Source organism: Bradyrhizobium sp. USDA 4504 (assembly GCF_054063995.1).
This window is the reverse complement of sequence record NZ_JBSSGV010000001.1, coordinates 4,425,595-4,438,766: the sequence shown is the minus strand read 5'-3', so window position 1 is coordinate 4,438,766 and position 13,172 is coordinate 4,425,595. Positions and strand designations below refer to the sequence as shown.

At 60.9% G+C, this 13,172-nt stretch carries 17 protein-coding genes and 2 pseudogenes; 9 read left to right on the top strand and 10 right to left on the bottom strand.

The annotated features are described in order from the left end of the window. Positions 1 to 3 precede the first annotated feature (3 nt). Entirely contained in the window at positions 4 to 468 is a 465-nt protein-coding gene (locus tag ACVMB1_RS20900) for a GNAT family N-acetyltransferase (RefSeq protein WP_253625941.1), read from the bottom strand. A gap of 64 nt (positions 469 to 532) precedes the next feature. Next, positions 533 to 661, bottom strand: a complete 129-nt coding sequence (locus tag ACVMB1_RS20895; RefSeq protein WP_256521342.1) for a hypothetical protein — start codon at positions 659 to 661, stop codon at positions 533 to 535. A gap of 207 nt (positions 662 to 868) precedes the next feature. Here ACVMB1_RS20895 and ACVMB1_RS20890 point away from each other — a divergent pair. Then, positions 869 to 1,324: pseudogene (locus ACVMB1_RS20890) on the top strand (invasion associated locus B family protein); the annotation flags it as partial. A gap of 62 nt (positions 1,325 to 1,386) precedes the next feature. Here the strand turns inward: ACVMB1_RS20890 and ACVMB1_RS20885 are convergent. The 3 genes and pseudogenes from ACVMB1_RS20885 to ACVMB1_RS20875 form a co-directional block, all read right to left on the bottom strand. After that, positions 1,387 to 1,698 (bottom strand): annotated as a pseudogene (locus tag ACVMB1_RS20885) (SOS response-associated peptidase family protein); the annotation flags it as partial. Positions 1,699 to 1,714: 16 nt separating this feature from the next. Continuing rightward, positions 1,715 to 2,134: a lipocalin-like domain-containing protein gene (locus ACVMB1_RS20880; RefSeq protein WP_456781995.1), complete on the bottom strand. Its 420-nt coding sequence runs from the start codon at positions 2,132 to 2,134 to the stop codon at positions 1,715 to 1,717. Positions 2,135 to 2,160: 26 nt separating this feature from the next. After that, a complete protein-coding gene (locus tag ACVMB1_RS20875; RefSeq protein ID WP_253625943.1) occupies positions 2,161 to 2,574 on the bottom strand; it encodes a hypothetical protein in 414 nt (137 codons plus the stop codon). A 237-nt stretch (positions 2,575 to 2,811) separates the two neighbouring features. On the opposite strand from ACVMB1_RS20875, the gene ACVMB1_RS20870 reads away from it, so the two are divergent. The 4 genes from ACVMB1_RS20870 to ACVMB1_RS20855 all read left to right on the top strand — a co-directional run bounded on the left by ACVMB1_RS20870 (position 2,812) and on the right by ACVMB1_RS20855 (position 5,359). Further along, positions 2,812 to 2,979 (top strand): hypothetical protein, encoded by a 168-nt coding sequence (locus ACVMB1_RS20870; protein WP_253625944.1) that lies wholly within the window; start codon positions 2,812 to 2,814, stop codon positions 2,977 to 2,979. Next, the gene (locus tag ACVMB1_RS20865) at positions 2,976 to 3,191 is read left to right on the top strand and encodes a hypothetical protein (RefSeq protein WP_253625945.1); all 216 of its coding nucleotides are present in this window, start codon (positions 2,976 to 2,978) and stop codon (positions 3,189 to 3,191) included. The genes ACVMB1_RS20870 and ACVMB1_RS20865 overlap by 4 nt, the downstream gene beginning before the upstream one ends. An 82-nt stretch (positions 3,192 to 3,273) precedes the next feature. Next, positions 3,274 to 4,680 carry an adenylate/guanylate cyclase domain-containing protein gene (locus ACVMB1_RS20860; protein ID WP_253625946.1) on the top strand — a complete coding sequence of 469 codons (1,407 nt, stop codon included), beginning with the start codon at positions 3,274 to 3,276 and terminating at the stop codon, positions 4,678 to 4,680. A 496-nt stretch (positions 4,681 to 5,176) separates the two neighbouring features. Beyond that, the gene (locus tag ACVMB1_RS20855; protein WP_018272863.1) at positions 5,177 to 5,359 is read left to right on the top strand and encodes a hypothetical protein; all 183 of its coding nucleotides are present in this window, start codon (positions 5,177 to 5,179) and stop codon (positions 5,357 to 5,359) included. A gap of 946 nt (positions 5,360 to 6,305) precedes the next feature. On the opposite strand, the gene ACVMB1_RS20850 is transcribed toward ACVMB1_RS20855, so the two are convergent. After that, a complete protein-coding gene (locus ACVMB1_RS20850; RefSeq protein ID WP_141339808.1) occupies positions 6,306 to 6,734 on the bottom strand; it encodes a DoxX family protein in 429 nt (142 codons plus the stop codon). A gap of 27 nt (positions 6,735 to 6,761) precedes the next feature. Between ACVMB1_RS20850 and ACVMB1_RS20845 the strand changes: the two genes are divergently transcribed. Both ACVMB1_RS20845 and ACVMB1_RS20840 read left to right on the top strand, forming a co-directional pair. Next, the gene (locus ACVMB1_RS20845; protein WP_456849179.1) at positions 6,762 to 7,238 is read left to right on the top strand and encodes a hypothetical protein; all 477 of its coding nucleotides are present in this window, start codon (positions 6,762 to 6,764) and stop codon (positions 7,236 to 7,238) included. Positions 7,239 to 7,369: 131 nt separating this feature from the next. After that, positions 7,370 to 7,570 carry a hypothetical protein gene (locus ACVMB1_RS20840; RefSeq protein WP_016847327.1) on the top strand — a complete coding sequence of 67 codons (201 nt, stop codon included), beginning with the start codon at positions 7,370 to 7,372 and terminating at the stop codon, positions 7,568 to 7,570. A gap of 74 nt (positions 7,571 to 7,644) precedes the next feature. Here ACVMB1_RS20840 and ACVMB1_RS20835 read toward each other — a convergent pair whose 3' ends face one another. The 3 genes from ACVMB1_RS20835 to ACVMB1_RS20825 all read right to left on the bottom strand — a co-directional run bounded on the left by ACVMB1_RS20835 (position 7,645) and on the right by ACVMB1_RS20825 (position 9,797). Then, a complete protein-coding gene (locus ACVMB1_RS20835; RefSeq protein WP_076834133.1) occupies positions 7,645 to 8,049 on the bottom strand; it encodes a response regulator in 405 nt (134 codons plus the stop codon). Between the two features lie 291 nt (positions 8,050 to 8,340). Continuing rightward, positions 8,341 to 8,532 carry a hypothetical protein gene (locus tag ACVMB1_RS20830; protein WP_016847329.1) on the bottom strand — a complete coding sequence of 64 codons (192 nt, stop codon included), beginning with the start codon at positions 8,530 to 8,532 and terminating at the stop codon, positions 8,341 to 8,343. Between the two features lie 470 nt (positions 8,533 to 9,002). Further along, positions 9,003 to 9,797 (bottom strand): class II aldolase/adducin family protein, encoded by a 795-nt coding sequence (locus ACVMB1_RS20825; RefSeq protein WP_168856052.1) that lies wholly within the window; start codon positions 9,795 to 9,797, stop codon positions 9,003 to 9,005. Positions 9,798 to 9,983: 186 nt separating this feature from the next. Here ACVMB1_RS20825 and ACVMB1_RS20820 point away from each other — a divergent pair, with 186 nt between their 5' ends. Further along, on the top strand, positions 9,984 to 11,480 hold the full coding sequence (locus ACVMB1_RS20820; protein WP_456849176.1) for a M81 family metallopeptidase: 1,497 nt from the start codon (positions 9,984 to 9,986) through the stop codon (positions 11,478 to 11,480). After that, the gene (locus ACVMB1_RS20815; protein ID WP_253625949.1) at positions 11,477 to 12,487 is read left to right on the top strand and encodes a glutathione S-transferase N-terminal domain-containing protein; all 1,011 of its coding nucleotides are present in this window, start codon (positions 11,477 to 11,479) and stop codon (positions 12,485 to 12,487) included. Before ACVMB1_RS20820 ends, ACVMB1_RS20815 begins: the two co-directional genes overlap by 4 nt. Before the next feature lie 39 nt (positions 12,488 to 12,526). Here ACVMB1_RS20815 and ACVMB1_RS20810 read toward each other — a convergent pair whose 3' ends face one another. Continuing rightward, entirely contained in the window at positions 12,527 to 13,156 is a 630-nt protein-coding gene (locus ACVMB1_RS20810; protein WP_253626142.1) for a 2-hydroxychromene-2-carboxylate isomerase, read from the bottom strand. Between the last annotated feature and the right edge of the window lie 16 nt (positions 13,157 to 13,172).

Here is a 13,172-nt window from a genome sequence, read left to right as displayed (position 1 = left end):
CAGCTACAGCAATCCTCGATAGATCCCCGGCGCGGAGCCTTCGATGGCCACCGCGCCGACAGCTTTCGCATAGAATTCCGCCGGCCCGACGCCGCCGATGATGGCGTAGCCGAAACCCTGGTGCTTCATGTCCTCGAGGCAGGCAAACAGCAGCGCCTTGCCGATTCCGCCCTGCTGCGCCTTCGGCGCGACCCCGGTCGGACCGAAGAAGTTGCGACAGGCTGCGTCGTGGCAGGCGAATCCGAGGATCTTCTTTTGCTGGATCGCGATGAAGCAGGAGACGGGTTGGCGGCTGAACGCGACCTCGGCTTCGCTGGCCCACGCCTCGCTGAATGTCTCCCGCACCCAGGCCACGACCTTGTGCTTTTCCGGGGCGAGCGCGCGGCGCATGACAATTCCGACCTTGAGCAATCGATCGTAGGCGGGCCGGGAATCGGGCAGGGCGTAGAGCTTGACGAGCATGTCCATCCGGCGAGCTTAGTTGAAAACGCATCCCGCGGGCAAATCACGGGAGCAAGGTCGAGGCGCCGGACTAGCATTTGCGTTGTTGCTTGTTCGCGGCCTTGTTCGCGGTCCTGGCTTCACGTGCAATTGCCCAGAAATACCCGCCGCAGAACGCAACAATCGCGACAATCACACCGGCGGCGATCAGCTCTTGCATATCAGCGGCTCTCCACGTAGACCTATCTCGTTCACGTGGGAATTATACCCACGAATACGCCGACGAAGAGGCAAGTCGGTTTCGGGACGTAACGAGGCGGAGTGAATGCAATGGTGACGGTCAGCGCAGCAGACAGGCGTCTTCGGGCGATTGTTGCTCTCGTCGTCATGGTCGGCGTCGGTTCGGCGCAAGCCGCCCGAACTCCCGATGTGTCGGATGCCAGTGGGAGCACCGTCTCCATGCCGATCGACACACGGAGCCGGACGTCCGCGATGGACGGCGTGGTCCGCGCCGTCCAGCTTCCCAAGGGCGCTTTCCGCGATCAGCGAGACCTACGGAGACTGGATCGTCAAATGCCAGCTCGACGGCGGGGCCAAGCTGTGTACCCTCGGGCAGACACAGTTCGCCAAGGAAACCAATCAGCAAATCTTCGCCATCGAACTGATTCCCAGGGACGGAAAGGCCGAAGGCAACATCTTGATGCCGTTCGGGCTGAAGTTCGACGCCGGGGCCGTCCTCAAGCTTGACGGCAAGGATCTCGAACAGACGCGCTTCTCCACCTGCACGGCGCAAGGCTGCTTGCTGCCGGTATCCTTTCCCACGGCCGTGACCGACACCACCAGCAAGGCCAAAATGCTCACCGTTGCCGCACAGAGCATCAGCAACGGGCAGGCCGTCGTCTTTAACGTCCCCCTCAACGGCTTCGCCGCGGCGCTGGAGCGCACCTCTGGCGCGTACTCCGCGAAGCCGTTGGCCGGGACGAGGCACCGGCTCTCCGGCTTGAGCCAGCCGCGCCAGTGCGGCGACGACGTGTTGCGGATGTTGGTGACCGGCGGCCCACCCGTACGTGGCGGTGGCGGCATGCCCCAGCGCATCGTCACCATCTCGGTGCCCGTGTCGGTGTTGCGGATCACCGGCGCGGGATAGTCGGGAAACACGCCGGGCATCGGCGGGAGGTTGCCGACGTAGCGGTTGACGACGCGAAAGAGGCGAATGATCGCCTCTTGGTTGGTCGTGATGCTGTAGAGGTTGCACATCGACTGCGATCCGGGATCATTCCTTTCGCCACATCAATACGCCGCGAGTGCGCCGTCCGGGAAACTTCGGACGCTCTTGGAAGTCCGTCATGAGCGACAAAGTATCACCGTCTCGCTTCAAGGTCCGAAGCTGGTCTGTGCCAATCCAAGCCGGAAGCCATGCGCTGTCCACAATTGTGCTGAGACGGTTACCTTCGACGCGGTATCGGCCTGAGTAGGCACACATACTACCGATGAGTTGATCGGCTGTTGCTGAAGCGATCCGATCACCAGCTGTCAACAAGGCCAGCAATCGCCCTTGTTCGGTAAAAGTAACAAACCCCACAGGATGCTCATCCCACCATGGCTGTAACTCGTTACTACCTTCGGTCTCGACCTGAAATGAAATGAGTTTCCAAGTGCCCACAAGCGGATTGGTATCAGCAGACTGTACCATCATCTCCTCCCGTCGAATGGTAGTCCTCAGCGTTCGCCCGGCAACCACGTCGATGGCGGGTCATTCGCCGTGATCTTGGTAGCTCGCAGCGCGATCAGATGGCTGCGCTTGAACGGTCGCCCCTGGACCCGGGAGCATTCCTTGCAGCGCATGTAGCGCTCCAGCTCATGAACCGGCGTCGACTTCGGGCGTCGCACGATGTCGAGCGCAACGGTCTGGTTGGTGTTGCAGCCGAGGCAGCGCACTTCGAGATAGCCGTACCCGGCGTTGAGCGCGTCGCCCAGCGTCGGCGACGGCTGGGCCGGTCCCTTGAAGCCGAGCATGCGCGCGTTCCAAGCCTCGCAGGCCAGCCGGTCTGCTCGCTTGCGCGCTTCCGCCGCCTGCTCAGCCGCCGCGCGGACGGACGCGCCATAGATGCTCTCGCGAGATTTGGTGCCCATGATCGACGAAAGATCGCTCAGAGGTCAGCCGGTCGGCAAGCCGCTACGTTTAGCAGCCAATCGCGCAGCGGGCACAACCGGCCGGTCAAGAGCGGGCGGACCCGCGCGCGCGCGACAGCAGCGAAAAAAGTGCCAGAAAGCTGATTATTCAATGAAAACAATGTTTTACATCGCTCGCGATAGCTGGCTGAAAGTGGAAGCTCGGGGTTCGCCCGGGCTTCCAACAGGAGCAAGCGCGTGCAAGCAAATCCGAAACCCTTCGCCGTCTTTCGGACGGCACCCGGCCAGCGCCGGAAGCCGCTGTTCACCGTCCACGCCTACACCCTCGAAGCGGCCCGCCAGATCGCCGCCGCCCGGGTGGCGGGTGAAACCATCGTCGTCCCGGTCAAGGGAGCGCGCCGATGATCCCCGCGACCCGGAACGGCCTTCCGTCGATGGCCTGCGTCTCAGCGATGCAGAAATGCGTTCGCCGGGGCATGGAGCGCGAGGCGATGGAGTTCGCGGTCGAGCTGATGCACACGTCGAAGGCGTTCGCCTCGATGGTGTGCAAGCGGCTGCAGATCATCTCCCATGAGGACATCGACACGGCGGCGCGGCGGGTCCCAATAGGCCCTTAGACCGTTCACCTTCAGGTCCGCCGGTGCCAGACCATAGCTTCGGCCCATCGTGTGACGGGCAAATACCGGGCATTTACGGTGGATGACGTCCGTTGATGTCCGGCCTGATCTGGAAGATAGTTGGAAACGCGAACAAACGGTGGGGGCCGCGATGACGGAAGTAGCGTTGCCCGAGACGCAGTATGCGCAGAGCGGCGACTTCAACATCGCCTATCAAGTCATGGGCGACGGGCCCACCGACATTATCCTAGTTCCGGGCATTATATCCCACATCGATTTTCAGCACGAACTCCCGGGCTATACGCGCTTTCTTCGTCGCTTGGCGAAGTTTTCAAGGGTCGTCACGTTCGACAAGAGAGGTCAAGGACTATCAGATCGGTTGGCCGACGTACCGTCTCTTGAGGAACGTATCGACGATGTCCGCACGATCATGGACGCAATCAACTCCAAGCGTGCTGCGCTAGTTGGCTTCTCTGAAGGCGCGTCGATGAGCGTTCTATTCGCGACGACCTACCCAGAGCGCGTTTCCCACTTGGTCTTATTCGGAGGGCTGGCGCGGATATCAGACCTGCTCCCGCCCAACCTCACGCCATCCGAGGTTCAGGAACGGTTAGGTTACGTCGTAAAGAGTTGGGGAAACGGGGACTTCCTCAAGCGAGTTTTCGCGAGTGATGCTGGCAATCCGGAGATACTCGCTCGCATCGCAAAATTCGAAAAGTTGGGCAGCAGTCCTGGCGCACTGAAATCCTACATACTTTCGAACCGACGGATAGACATCAACCCCATCCTCCCAGTCGTCCGCACGCCAACCCTAGTGCTGCACCGAACAACCGACGCGCAGGTGCCTGTAACGTTAGGCCGCCAGCTCGCCGCCGGTATCCCGGGAGCGAAATACATTGAATATCCGTCGGGCGATCACGCGTTCTGGACGGGAGACATTGAGCGCCTTACCGGAGACATCGAAGAATTCATCACTGGACAACGCGCCAGCGAGGGAATTGATCTGGAGCGCATACTCGCTACCGTTCTCTTTACTGATATCGTTGGATCGACCAATCTCGCTTTGCAACTCGGCGATCACCGTTGGCGCGACCTCTTGGACAATCACGACGATCTTTCCGGCCGGATTGTCAGCAAGCATCGCGGCACTTTGGTGAAGAGCACAGGCGATGGCGTTCTGGCGACCTTTGACGGTCCGGGGCGGGCTGTGCGATGCGCCTTGGCGCTCAGTGAAGAGAGCAAGAGTATTGGCCTGCCCGTACGCGCAGGTCTTCATTGCGGCGAGGTCGAAATCAGAGGCAACGACATCGGTGGCATTGCCGTCCACGCAGCCGCGCGGGTGATGTCGCAGTCGGGAAGCAATGAGGTATTTGTCTCGCGGGTGGTCACCGACCTCGTAGCAGGCACCGATCTGAAGTTCTCCGAGCGAGGCTCATACGAATTAAAGGGGCTGCCCGGGAAATGGGATCTTTTCGCCGCGAGCAAATAGTAGGCCGCCTTGACGCCATAGACGGCGCTGCCATTCCGGCGCAGCACCGTTGCGCGCTCCTCGGCGCAATGCGACCGAAGCATCTCGATAGATCGCCGCCGGTCAAGCCGCGAAAGCGCCCGCCATGATCGCCATACCAGTTCCAAATCGCTCATCGCGCTATCCTACGGAAGTCGCAACGATAACCCGGCGCAGCAAAATCGCGAAAAGACGGGACCAAATACGCGAAAGGCCCGGCGTCCCGCGTACCGCCTTTCGAGGGCACGGCTCAAAGTACCTTAGCTTAGGTCCCGTTGCCGATTAGGCCACGAACTCGTTTGACGAGGCGCCATCAGATGTTCTGGCCCCATCAATTTCCATTGGACACCATCTGCTCTTACCCGTTTGGACTGCCGATGCTCTCCGGGGTGAACAGAGTTTCATATCTCGATTAGCGCAGGGTATTGACGTCCGCTAGCGCCCTCTTCAAATGGTTCCCGGCATCGGGGAACCTCAAATGAAGGACATGAAGGCGCACTTGGAGAAGCTTCGGGTCGAGGCCGAGGAGTGCGAACTCATCAGCAAGCTCGCGACCAACGAGACTAAGAAAGACTTGTTTGCCAAGCTAGCCGCCCATCATCGGGCGCTCGCTGATGAGGTGGAACGGACGATCAACGCTTCCAAACCGCAGAGCACATAGGAGTTTGGTTGCCGTGTTCGCGTCGTAGTTCTGCCGGTCCGGGGATCTCCGTGGGTGAACCGAGTGCCAGTCCCAGTTAGCGCGCTTTGTACGCCGTGATGACTTGGTGGAATTCGTCGTCATCGTCTACGGTCAATAAACCGATGACCATCCAGCCTGCGCACAAGCCGAGAACTATCAGCGCCATTTTTAGCCACGGTCTCATAAAGGCTAATATGCTCCGAGAACCAGCTATTTACCACCCCAGGGTGCTTTGCCGTGGCACAAATTGCACCGGCGATCCCTAGCATCCGGGCGTAGAGTTCCAAAACTCCAAACGCAGGGGTTGTTGCAGTGACCTTCCTTTTAGCGCGCTCATCGTGGCGCTCGGGCTAAGCCCCATCGCAATCGTGGCTATTGCCCTGTTCATATAGAAAAGAGAGGCCGCCCGTCGAATGCCCTGAAAGCCGGCCCGCTCGCGCACCGAAAACCTTAACGGGATCGGCAGTATCAAGCCTCTCGCGCGATATCACTGCCGGCAACCCAGACTGGCGTTGCCGATTAACGGTTTTCTACCAATTGGTGTCAGTCTAGGTCATTGCGGTTAGGTCGCGACGAGCGACAACGCATTCCGGAATGCTCAACCTGACCAGCCCGGTTGGCGGTCTCCCTATGGGGCCCACGATGATCAAAGGTTTTGCGATTGCAGCCCTCGCGCTGCTAGGTGCATCGCAGGTAGACCAGTATCTCACCCACGGCCGATACACCGACGCCACCATGATGATGGTGAGACAGATGAGGCACTCCTTTGGGATTTAGCAGTCCCGGGCTCTATGCAACCTTAGGGGTTCCGCTCTAGTGAGGACGAGCGCAGGGGTGTACTGCGCCTTGGGCTTACCGGCGGCCCTAGCTACCTGAGCTAGGGCCGCTCCTCGGCTCGTCGATCCTCACATGACGTCGCTCAAGTTCATGCAGGCACCTTTTGCAATCGTCGCTCCCAAGGCAGCGCCGGCACCTTCAATGCGAAGGCGCCATCGCCGAGCAGTGCTTGGGCGAGTAGCATCACCGCCCAGACAAAGGGCATTTCCCATCCGCCTTCGACGAACCAGAAGTTCTTACGGACCATCCAGAAGTGCGTGGCACCGAGCATCATCGGCAGCGTGTACAAGCTCACCCAGCGGGTATAGACGCCGAGCAGCAACAGGATGCTCGCCGCGAATTCCGCGCTCAACGTGTATGTGAGCACCCATTCTGGATATCCGGCTTTCAATAGGCCGTTCCACCAAAGACTGATCGGCTTCAAGATGAACTTGCCGTAGAGCGCCGCCAGGAACAGCCCGGCAATCGTAATCCGCAAAATGAACGCAGCGTAAGGCGCAGTCCTTTGGTCGATCATCGCATGCTCCCAATGAAGCGGAAGCGCATGGTCTACTGGCAGGAGATCGTCCGACGGAACGGCGCGACCGCAAATACTAATAAAAGAATGCAGCCATTGGAGGCGCTGCGCGCGATGCAGTCTATCGGTAAAAACCCGGACGACATGCCGGTAAACCGGAGCCACCGTATTCATCCGGAATGGAAGTTCGCCCCGCACCGCAGCATATACCCAGTGTTCATCGAGTTCATATTTGCATTTCGCCCGGCCGTCTTAATTGGCGGCCGGGCTTTTGTGTGCCGATCGGTGCTAGTTCTTCTTGAGATCGCGCAGTTTACGCATGTAGTAGCCGTGGCTCTGGACCGCCTGTCTGATCTCCTCGCTGACCCTGACGACCCTCCTTCTGCTCTTGCGCCACTTACCTTGAGCGCTGACAGCCGGCACCGGAAAACCCTTTCTCACGACGAGCAGATCATGTCTGACATTGAAATACACCTCGACCATGTAATCTCCCAAAACCGTTGAAAGTATGGGTCCAGAGCAGATCGCCGTTCGCCGAAATGCAACCGGGTCTTTGGCGCTCGCCTGTGAATATCAAGGACAAGCGGCGTGCTCGTCGATCCTGAGACGGTATTTTCTGTTTGGATGTTGTTCGTATGCCGCACCCAACGACCAACGACTATCTGGACGAATATGATCGGGAGCTAGACGAGATCGTTGCCGCCTGCGACGGCGATGTGCGCAGCGCTCTGAGGGCTCTCTTGCTGGTCAACGAGCAGTTGGAGCGCATCCTAAATTGTTTGAACGCGGAACTGATCGAGCACGTGTCGCGGCATCGACGGCAGACGGTGCACTAAGCCGCAAATGGGCTCGGGCGAAACATGACGCAGCCTAGAATGTCGCCATCTGTGTCGCAAACCCGGTGGCGCGGCTATGGCAAGTCCTTTGGACAGAGCGGAGACGTGCCAACATTCAACAGTTGAGAGACGGCAGTCACCAATTGGGCGGGCGCAAATGGCTTCGTCAAAAGGATGCTGTTGGGCACGCCGTTCGCAGTCCATTGCTCGGCGCTGGCGCCGGTCATGTAAACGATCGGAAAATCGGGATGCATTTCTCGGACACGGCGAGCAAGCTGCCAGCCATCCATCGTATTCGCGCCGAGATTTACATCGGTGACGAGGGCTCGGTACTTATCTCCACTGTCTCGCAACAAACTCAACGCCTCATCGCCGGACGAAACGCCAAATGGCGCAAAGCCCGCCTCGCTAAGAGGACCGCTAATGAAGCTGTGGACCAAATGCTCGTCATCGACGATTAAGATATCGATAGTGTCCAAGGGGCCACCTCCCGCCGCAGCGTTGAGCGAGTTCCAAATTGACGCCCTGGCAGGAAGATGGTTCCCTTCGGGACGCATAAAGTCACTCCCCTCGGTTCTTGCGTTTCCTCATTCGAGGGGCCGGCGGTGTTCTCCCGTGTCGATCCAGATGGACATCTCATCTGCCGGGGGCCTTGCGTAAGCCAAATGGCTTCGCACCGCTTTACAAAGAAAGGGTCCCACACGTGCGGGCTCCCAAGACGCCCGTCTGGTATTCCGCACGTAATTCAGGCGACGAGACGTAGATTGGTCTCAGGTTGCTTTGCGAGGCTGCCAATGATCCGTCGCAACTCGGCCGCGACGCCGTCGATTTTCCTTCATTCGCGTCGAATGATTGTAGACCTTGCCGGTGACGGTGGGCACGGCGACCTCGGCCTTCTTGCTCGAGGAATGATCGAGGCAACGTGCGATCCACGCATCATCAAAGCCAAGATCGCCGGCCAAGGTCGCCGCCGTCCGCGTAGATCGTGCTGATCGCCGAGCGGGCAGGCCAAGACGTATTGCTTGTTCGATGCCCTGAGCGCCTCGCGGGCAATCTCGACCGCCAGGTCGGACAGCGGCTGCTGGATCACTCGGCGCTTCTTCACCCGCTTGAGGGGCACGTCAAGTCTACCCATTGCTCGGGGCCCATGGGTGCGATCGGCTCCCAACTTTCCCTACGCTCTCTTCAACAGGGAGGGCGGAACGAAGAGCAAAGCTCGGGCGAAACACGCCGCGAGAACGCGGATTTGTGACTCACAGATCGTGCAACAATTTCAGCGTTGTCCCGGCGAAGGCCGGACCCATTACCACGAATGCGAATTGTTGCGCGACGCTGGGGCCACGGCCTGTTTTTCAACAACGCTACCCTGTGGTTATGGGTCCCGGCCTTCGCCGGGACGACGAATGGAGAAAGCCTGCGCCGGCTTTCGCTTTCAATCCCGATACGATGGATCCGCCCGGTCGAGCTTGCGCAGCAGAGCGGGCCAGGCGAGTTCGCCGTTGCGGGCGGCGCGGCCGGGCTTCGGCAGCATCCGCTCATAAGTGTCTTCGAGGATATTTTGCGGCGGATAGATCAGCTTGGTGTTGCAGGACAGCGCCATCACCTGGGTCTGGCAGGCGCGCTCGAGGCGGAACAGCACGTTGAAGGCGGCGGGCACGGTGCGGCCGACGACCAGGAGGCCATGGTTGCGCAGGATCATCGCCTCGTTGTCACCGAGGTCGCGGACAAGGCGTTCGCGCTCGTCGACATTGTCGGCGATGCCCTCGAAGTCGTGATAGGCGATGTGCAGGAAGCGCATCGAGGTCTGCGCCAGCGGCAGCAGGCCGCATTCCATCGCCGAGACCGCCATGCCGGCCGGGGTATGGGTGTGCGCGACGCAATCCATGTCGTGCTTGGCCATGTGGATGGCGCTGTGAATGACGAAGCCCGCGACATTGACGTCATAGTCGGTTGTGTTGAGCAGCGTGTTGCCTTCGACGTCGACCTTGATCAGGCTGGAGGCGTCGATCTCCTCATACAGCATGCCGTAGGCATTGATCAGGAACTGGTCGGTGGTGCCGGGCACCCGGCAGGAGATGTGGTTCGCGATCATCTCGGTCATGCCGTACATCGCCGTCAGCCGGTAACAGGCGGCAAGATCGACGCGGGCCTGCCACTCCTCGGCGCTCACCTGCTCGCGAACCGATTTGACGACCTTGATCGCGGGCGAACTGACGGGGGGATTCATGGCGTTCTCTCCTTGAGGTATCTGCGGGCCGCGGCCCGATCATTGCCGCGGACCATAGCAGAATCCGCGCGGCGGCAAGCTGCGCTGCGTCTGCGTATTTGCAGGTCTGGCGGGCAAAAACCGAATGCGGATTGGCGCGCCGCGCCTTCAATGCCACAATGCGGAACACAGCCGAGGTGCACCAAAATGAGCGATCGCAAGATACGCATCGCCGTCCTGCATTTCTCCCACGAAACCGTCTCGTTCCTGCCGAACGAGACCACGCTCGACGACTTCATCTATCCGGGCTCGCCGGCCAAAGGCGAGGCGCTGCTGCAGTTCGATCCCAAGAACTGCATGGGCGGCTTCGTGCAGGTGGCGCGCGAGTTCTCCGAGGTCGAACTGGTCGGCATCGAATCCCCGCTGTGGCCGAAGACTTACACCGGATCCGGCTGGATTACCGAGGAAGCTTATCGCACCTTCACCGGCAAGATGATCGCCGGATTGAAGGAGGAGGGACCGTTCGACGGCGTCTATCTGTGCTTGCATGGCGCGATGGCCGTGCGCGGCGTGCCGCGTCCCGAAGCCGATCTGGCGCGGCAGGTGCGCGAAGTGGTCGGCCGCTCCGCCTTCATCGCGGCGACGTTCGATCCCCACGGCAACGAGGATGAGGCGTTCCTCGAGCAGGCGGACATGGCATTCGCGGTCAAATATTTCCCGCATTATGACGCGCATCTGCAGGGCGAACGCGCGGCGCGAATGCTGGTGCGGGCGATCCGAGGCGATTACAAGCCGGCGCACAGGACGATCAAGGTTCCCGTGATCTCGCCCACGGTGCTGCAATGGACCGGGGCGCGGCCCTGGATGGACCTCGTGCAGCGCGCGCTGGTCTGGGAGGCGCGCGAGGTCGACGTCTATGTCAACATCTTCTTCGGCTTCCCGTTCGCCGACGTTCCCGATGTCGGCATGACCGTGCAGGTTCTGACCAACGACAATCCAAAGCTCGCCGAGCAGGTCGCGCGCGATCTCGCCGGCACGATCTGGCGGCTGCGCGAACCCTTGCTGCAATCGACCAGGCTGTACAGCATCACCGAGGGTATTGCGCTGGCCAAGCAGGCCGTCGCCGCTGGCAACACACCGGTGGTGCTGGCCGATCACAGCGACCGGTCGGGGTCGGCGACCTGGCTGCTGCGTGAGATCATCGCGCAGGACCTCGCCAACACCGTGATCGCGACCATTGCCGACGCCAGGGCGACCGCAAGCCTGAAGGCCGCGGGCGCCAAGGCCGGCGATACCTTCGACATGGAGATCGGTGGTCGCGCCGACGAGTCGGCAGGCGATCCGGTTCGGATGCAGGGCACGGTTTCGGCGACGGGCGAGGGCTACGGCCAATTCTGGGTCTGCGTGCGCTTCGGCCGCAACAATGTGCTGATCCTGTCCACCTATCTGGTGCAGGTCATGGAGCCGTTTTCGCTGAAGGCGCTGGTGCCCGACATCGGCGCCTTTGACGTGATGGCGATCAAGTCGCGGGTCCATTTCCGGCGCGGCTTCGACGACAATGGATTTGCCAAGACGATCCTCCTGGTCGAACCCGATGAGCCGTTCCTCGGTACCACGCGTCTCGACAAGCTGCCGTACAAGAACGTCGATCTCGCGCAGTTCTATCCGTACGGCAATCCGGCGTTTTTGGAGCAATCGTCATGACGGAGGGACGCTATCGCCTGATCGGCTCGACTGCGTCGCCCTATGCGATCAAGCTGCGCGCGCTGATGCGCTACCGCCGGATCCCGCACGACTGGGTGATCATGACCAAGGCTTTGCGCGAGGCAACCGCGCATCTGAAGCCGATGCTGATCCCGGTGCTGCAATATCCCGACGGCAGCTACCGCGGCGAGACCACGACGCTGGCCTATGATCTGGAAGCGCGGCATCAGGGACGGTCGGTGATCCCCGAAGACAAGGCCATCGCTTTCATCAGCGATCTGCTCGAGGACCTCGCCGACGAATGGGCGGTGAAGCCGTTGTTTCTCTATCGTTGGTGGGATCCGGAAGACCAGGCCTATGTCTCGCGCTGGGCCGGCGAGGAGTGGTCAACATCGGAGGCCGAGGCCGGCAGCCGCGAGGAGATCGAAGAGTTCCGGCAGCGGCAGATTTCGCGCATGGTCATTCTCGGCGCGACGGATGAGAACAGGCCGCTGCTGGAGGAGAGCTACCGGCGTACGCTTGCCGCGTTCGAGCCGCATGTCGGCATGAGCAGCTATCTGTTCGGCAGCCGGCCGTCGCTGGCGGATTTTGCCTGGTTCGGCCAGCTCAGCGAGATGGCGACCGACCCGACCCCGATGCGGATCATGCGCGAGCGCGCGCCGTTCACCGATCATTGGGTGCGGCGGCTCGACGATGCATCAGGTGTCGAGGGTAACTGGTATCCTCGTGAGCAGGCGCTTGGCGGGTTCGCCGAGGCGCTGCTGCGGATCGCCGGCGAACTTTATCTGCCGTTCCTTGCGGCCAACGCGGATGCCTTCGCCAAGGGCCTCGAACGGCTCGAGATCAACGTCTGGGGACTGCCCTACGCGCTGGCGCCGTTCAAATATCAGGTCAAATGCCTGCAGCAGCTGCGCCAGAAGTTTACTGCGCTCGATGCCGGCGATCGCGCGGCGTTGAAACCCGTGCTGGAACGCACCGCGTGCTGGGCGATCCTGAACGGAGGCTGATCGATCAGCGACGATAGGCCGATTCGAAACGGTCGGCGCCTACGTCCGGTGCCGGCTGCCAAGCGCGATCGCGATCGTCTCCGGCTGCTTGATCCGCTCGATCAGCATGTCGATGCGGTCGCCGCCCCAGAACAATTCGCCGTTGAACACCATGCTGGGAACGCCGAACACGCCGAGCGCTTCGGCCTCGTCGATGATGCGATCATGTTCGGCGCGGGCAGGGCCGCGAACATAGGCCTCGAAGGCGTCGGCGGAGCCACCGACCGCGGTGATCACGCCGGCAATCTCGGGTAGCTCGTCGATCTCCAGCTCGTGATTCCAGAACCTCCGGAACACCGTATCGTGATAAGGCCGGAACAGCCCGTGACGCTGCGCGAACAGCATCCCGGCGCTGGCGTAGAAGGCGTCGTAGATCCGGCGCGGGCCCTTCATGGTCAGTCCCTGCGCGTTGGCGAACCGGCGCGCATCCATGTAGGCGTAGCGCACCTTGCGCCAGAAGTGCGGTGTACGCTCCTCGACCGTGCCCATGAATTCGGGAATGCGCAGCGTGTAGGGCAGCCATTCCAGCTCGACGCTGTATGTCTCCTCGAGTTCGAACAGCCGCTTGTTGGCGACATAGGCATAGGGAGACTTGTAGTCGGTGTAGATTCGGACCCGCGGCTTTTCCATCATCATTCCCCATCTC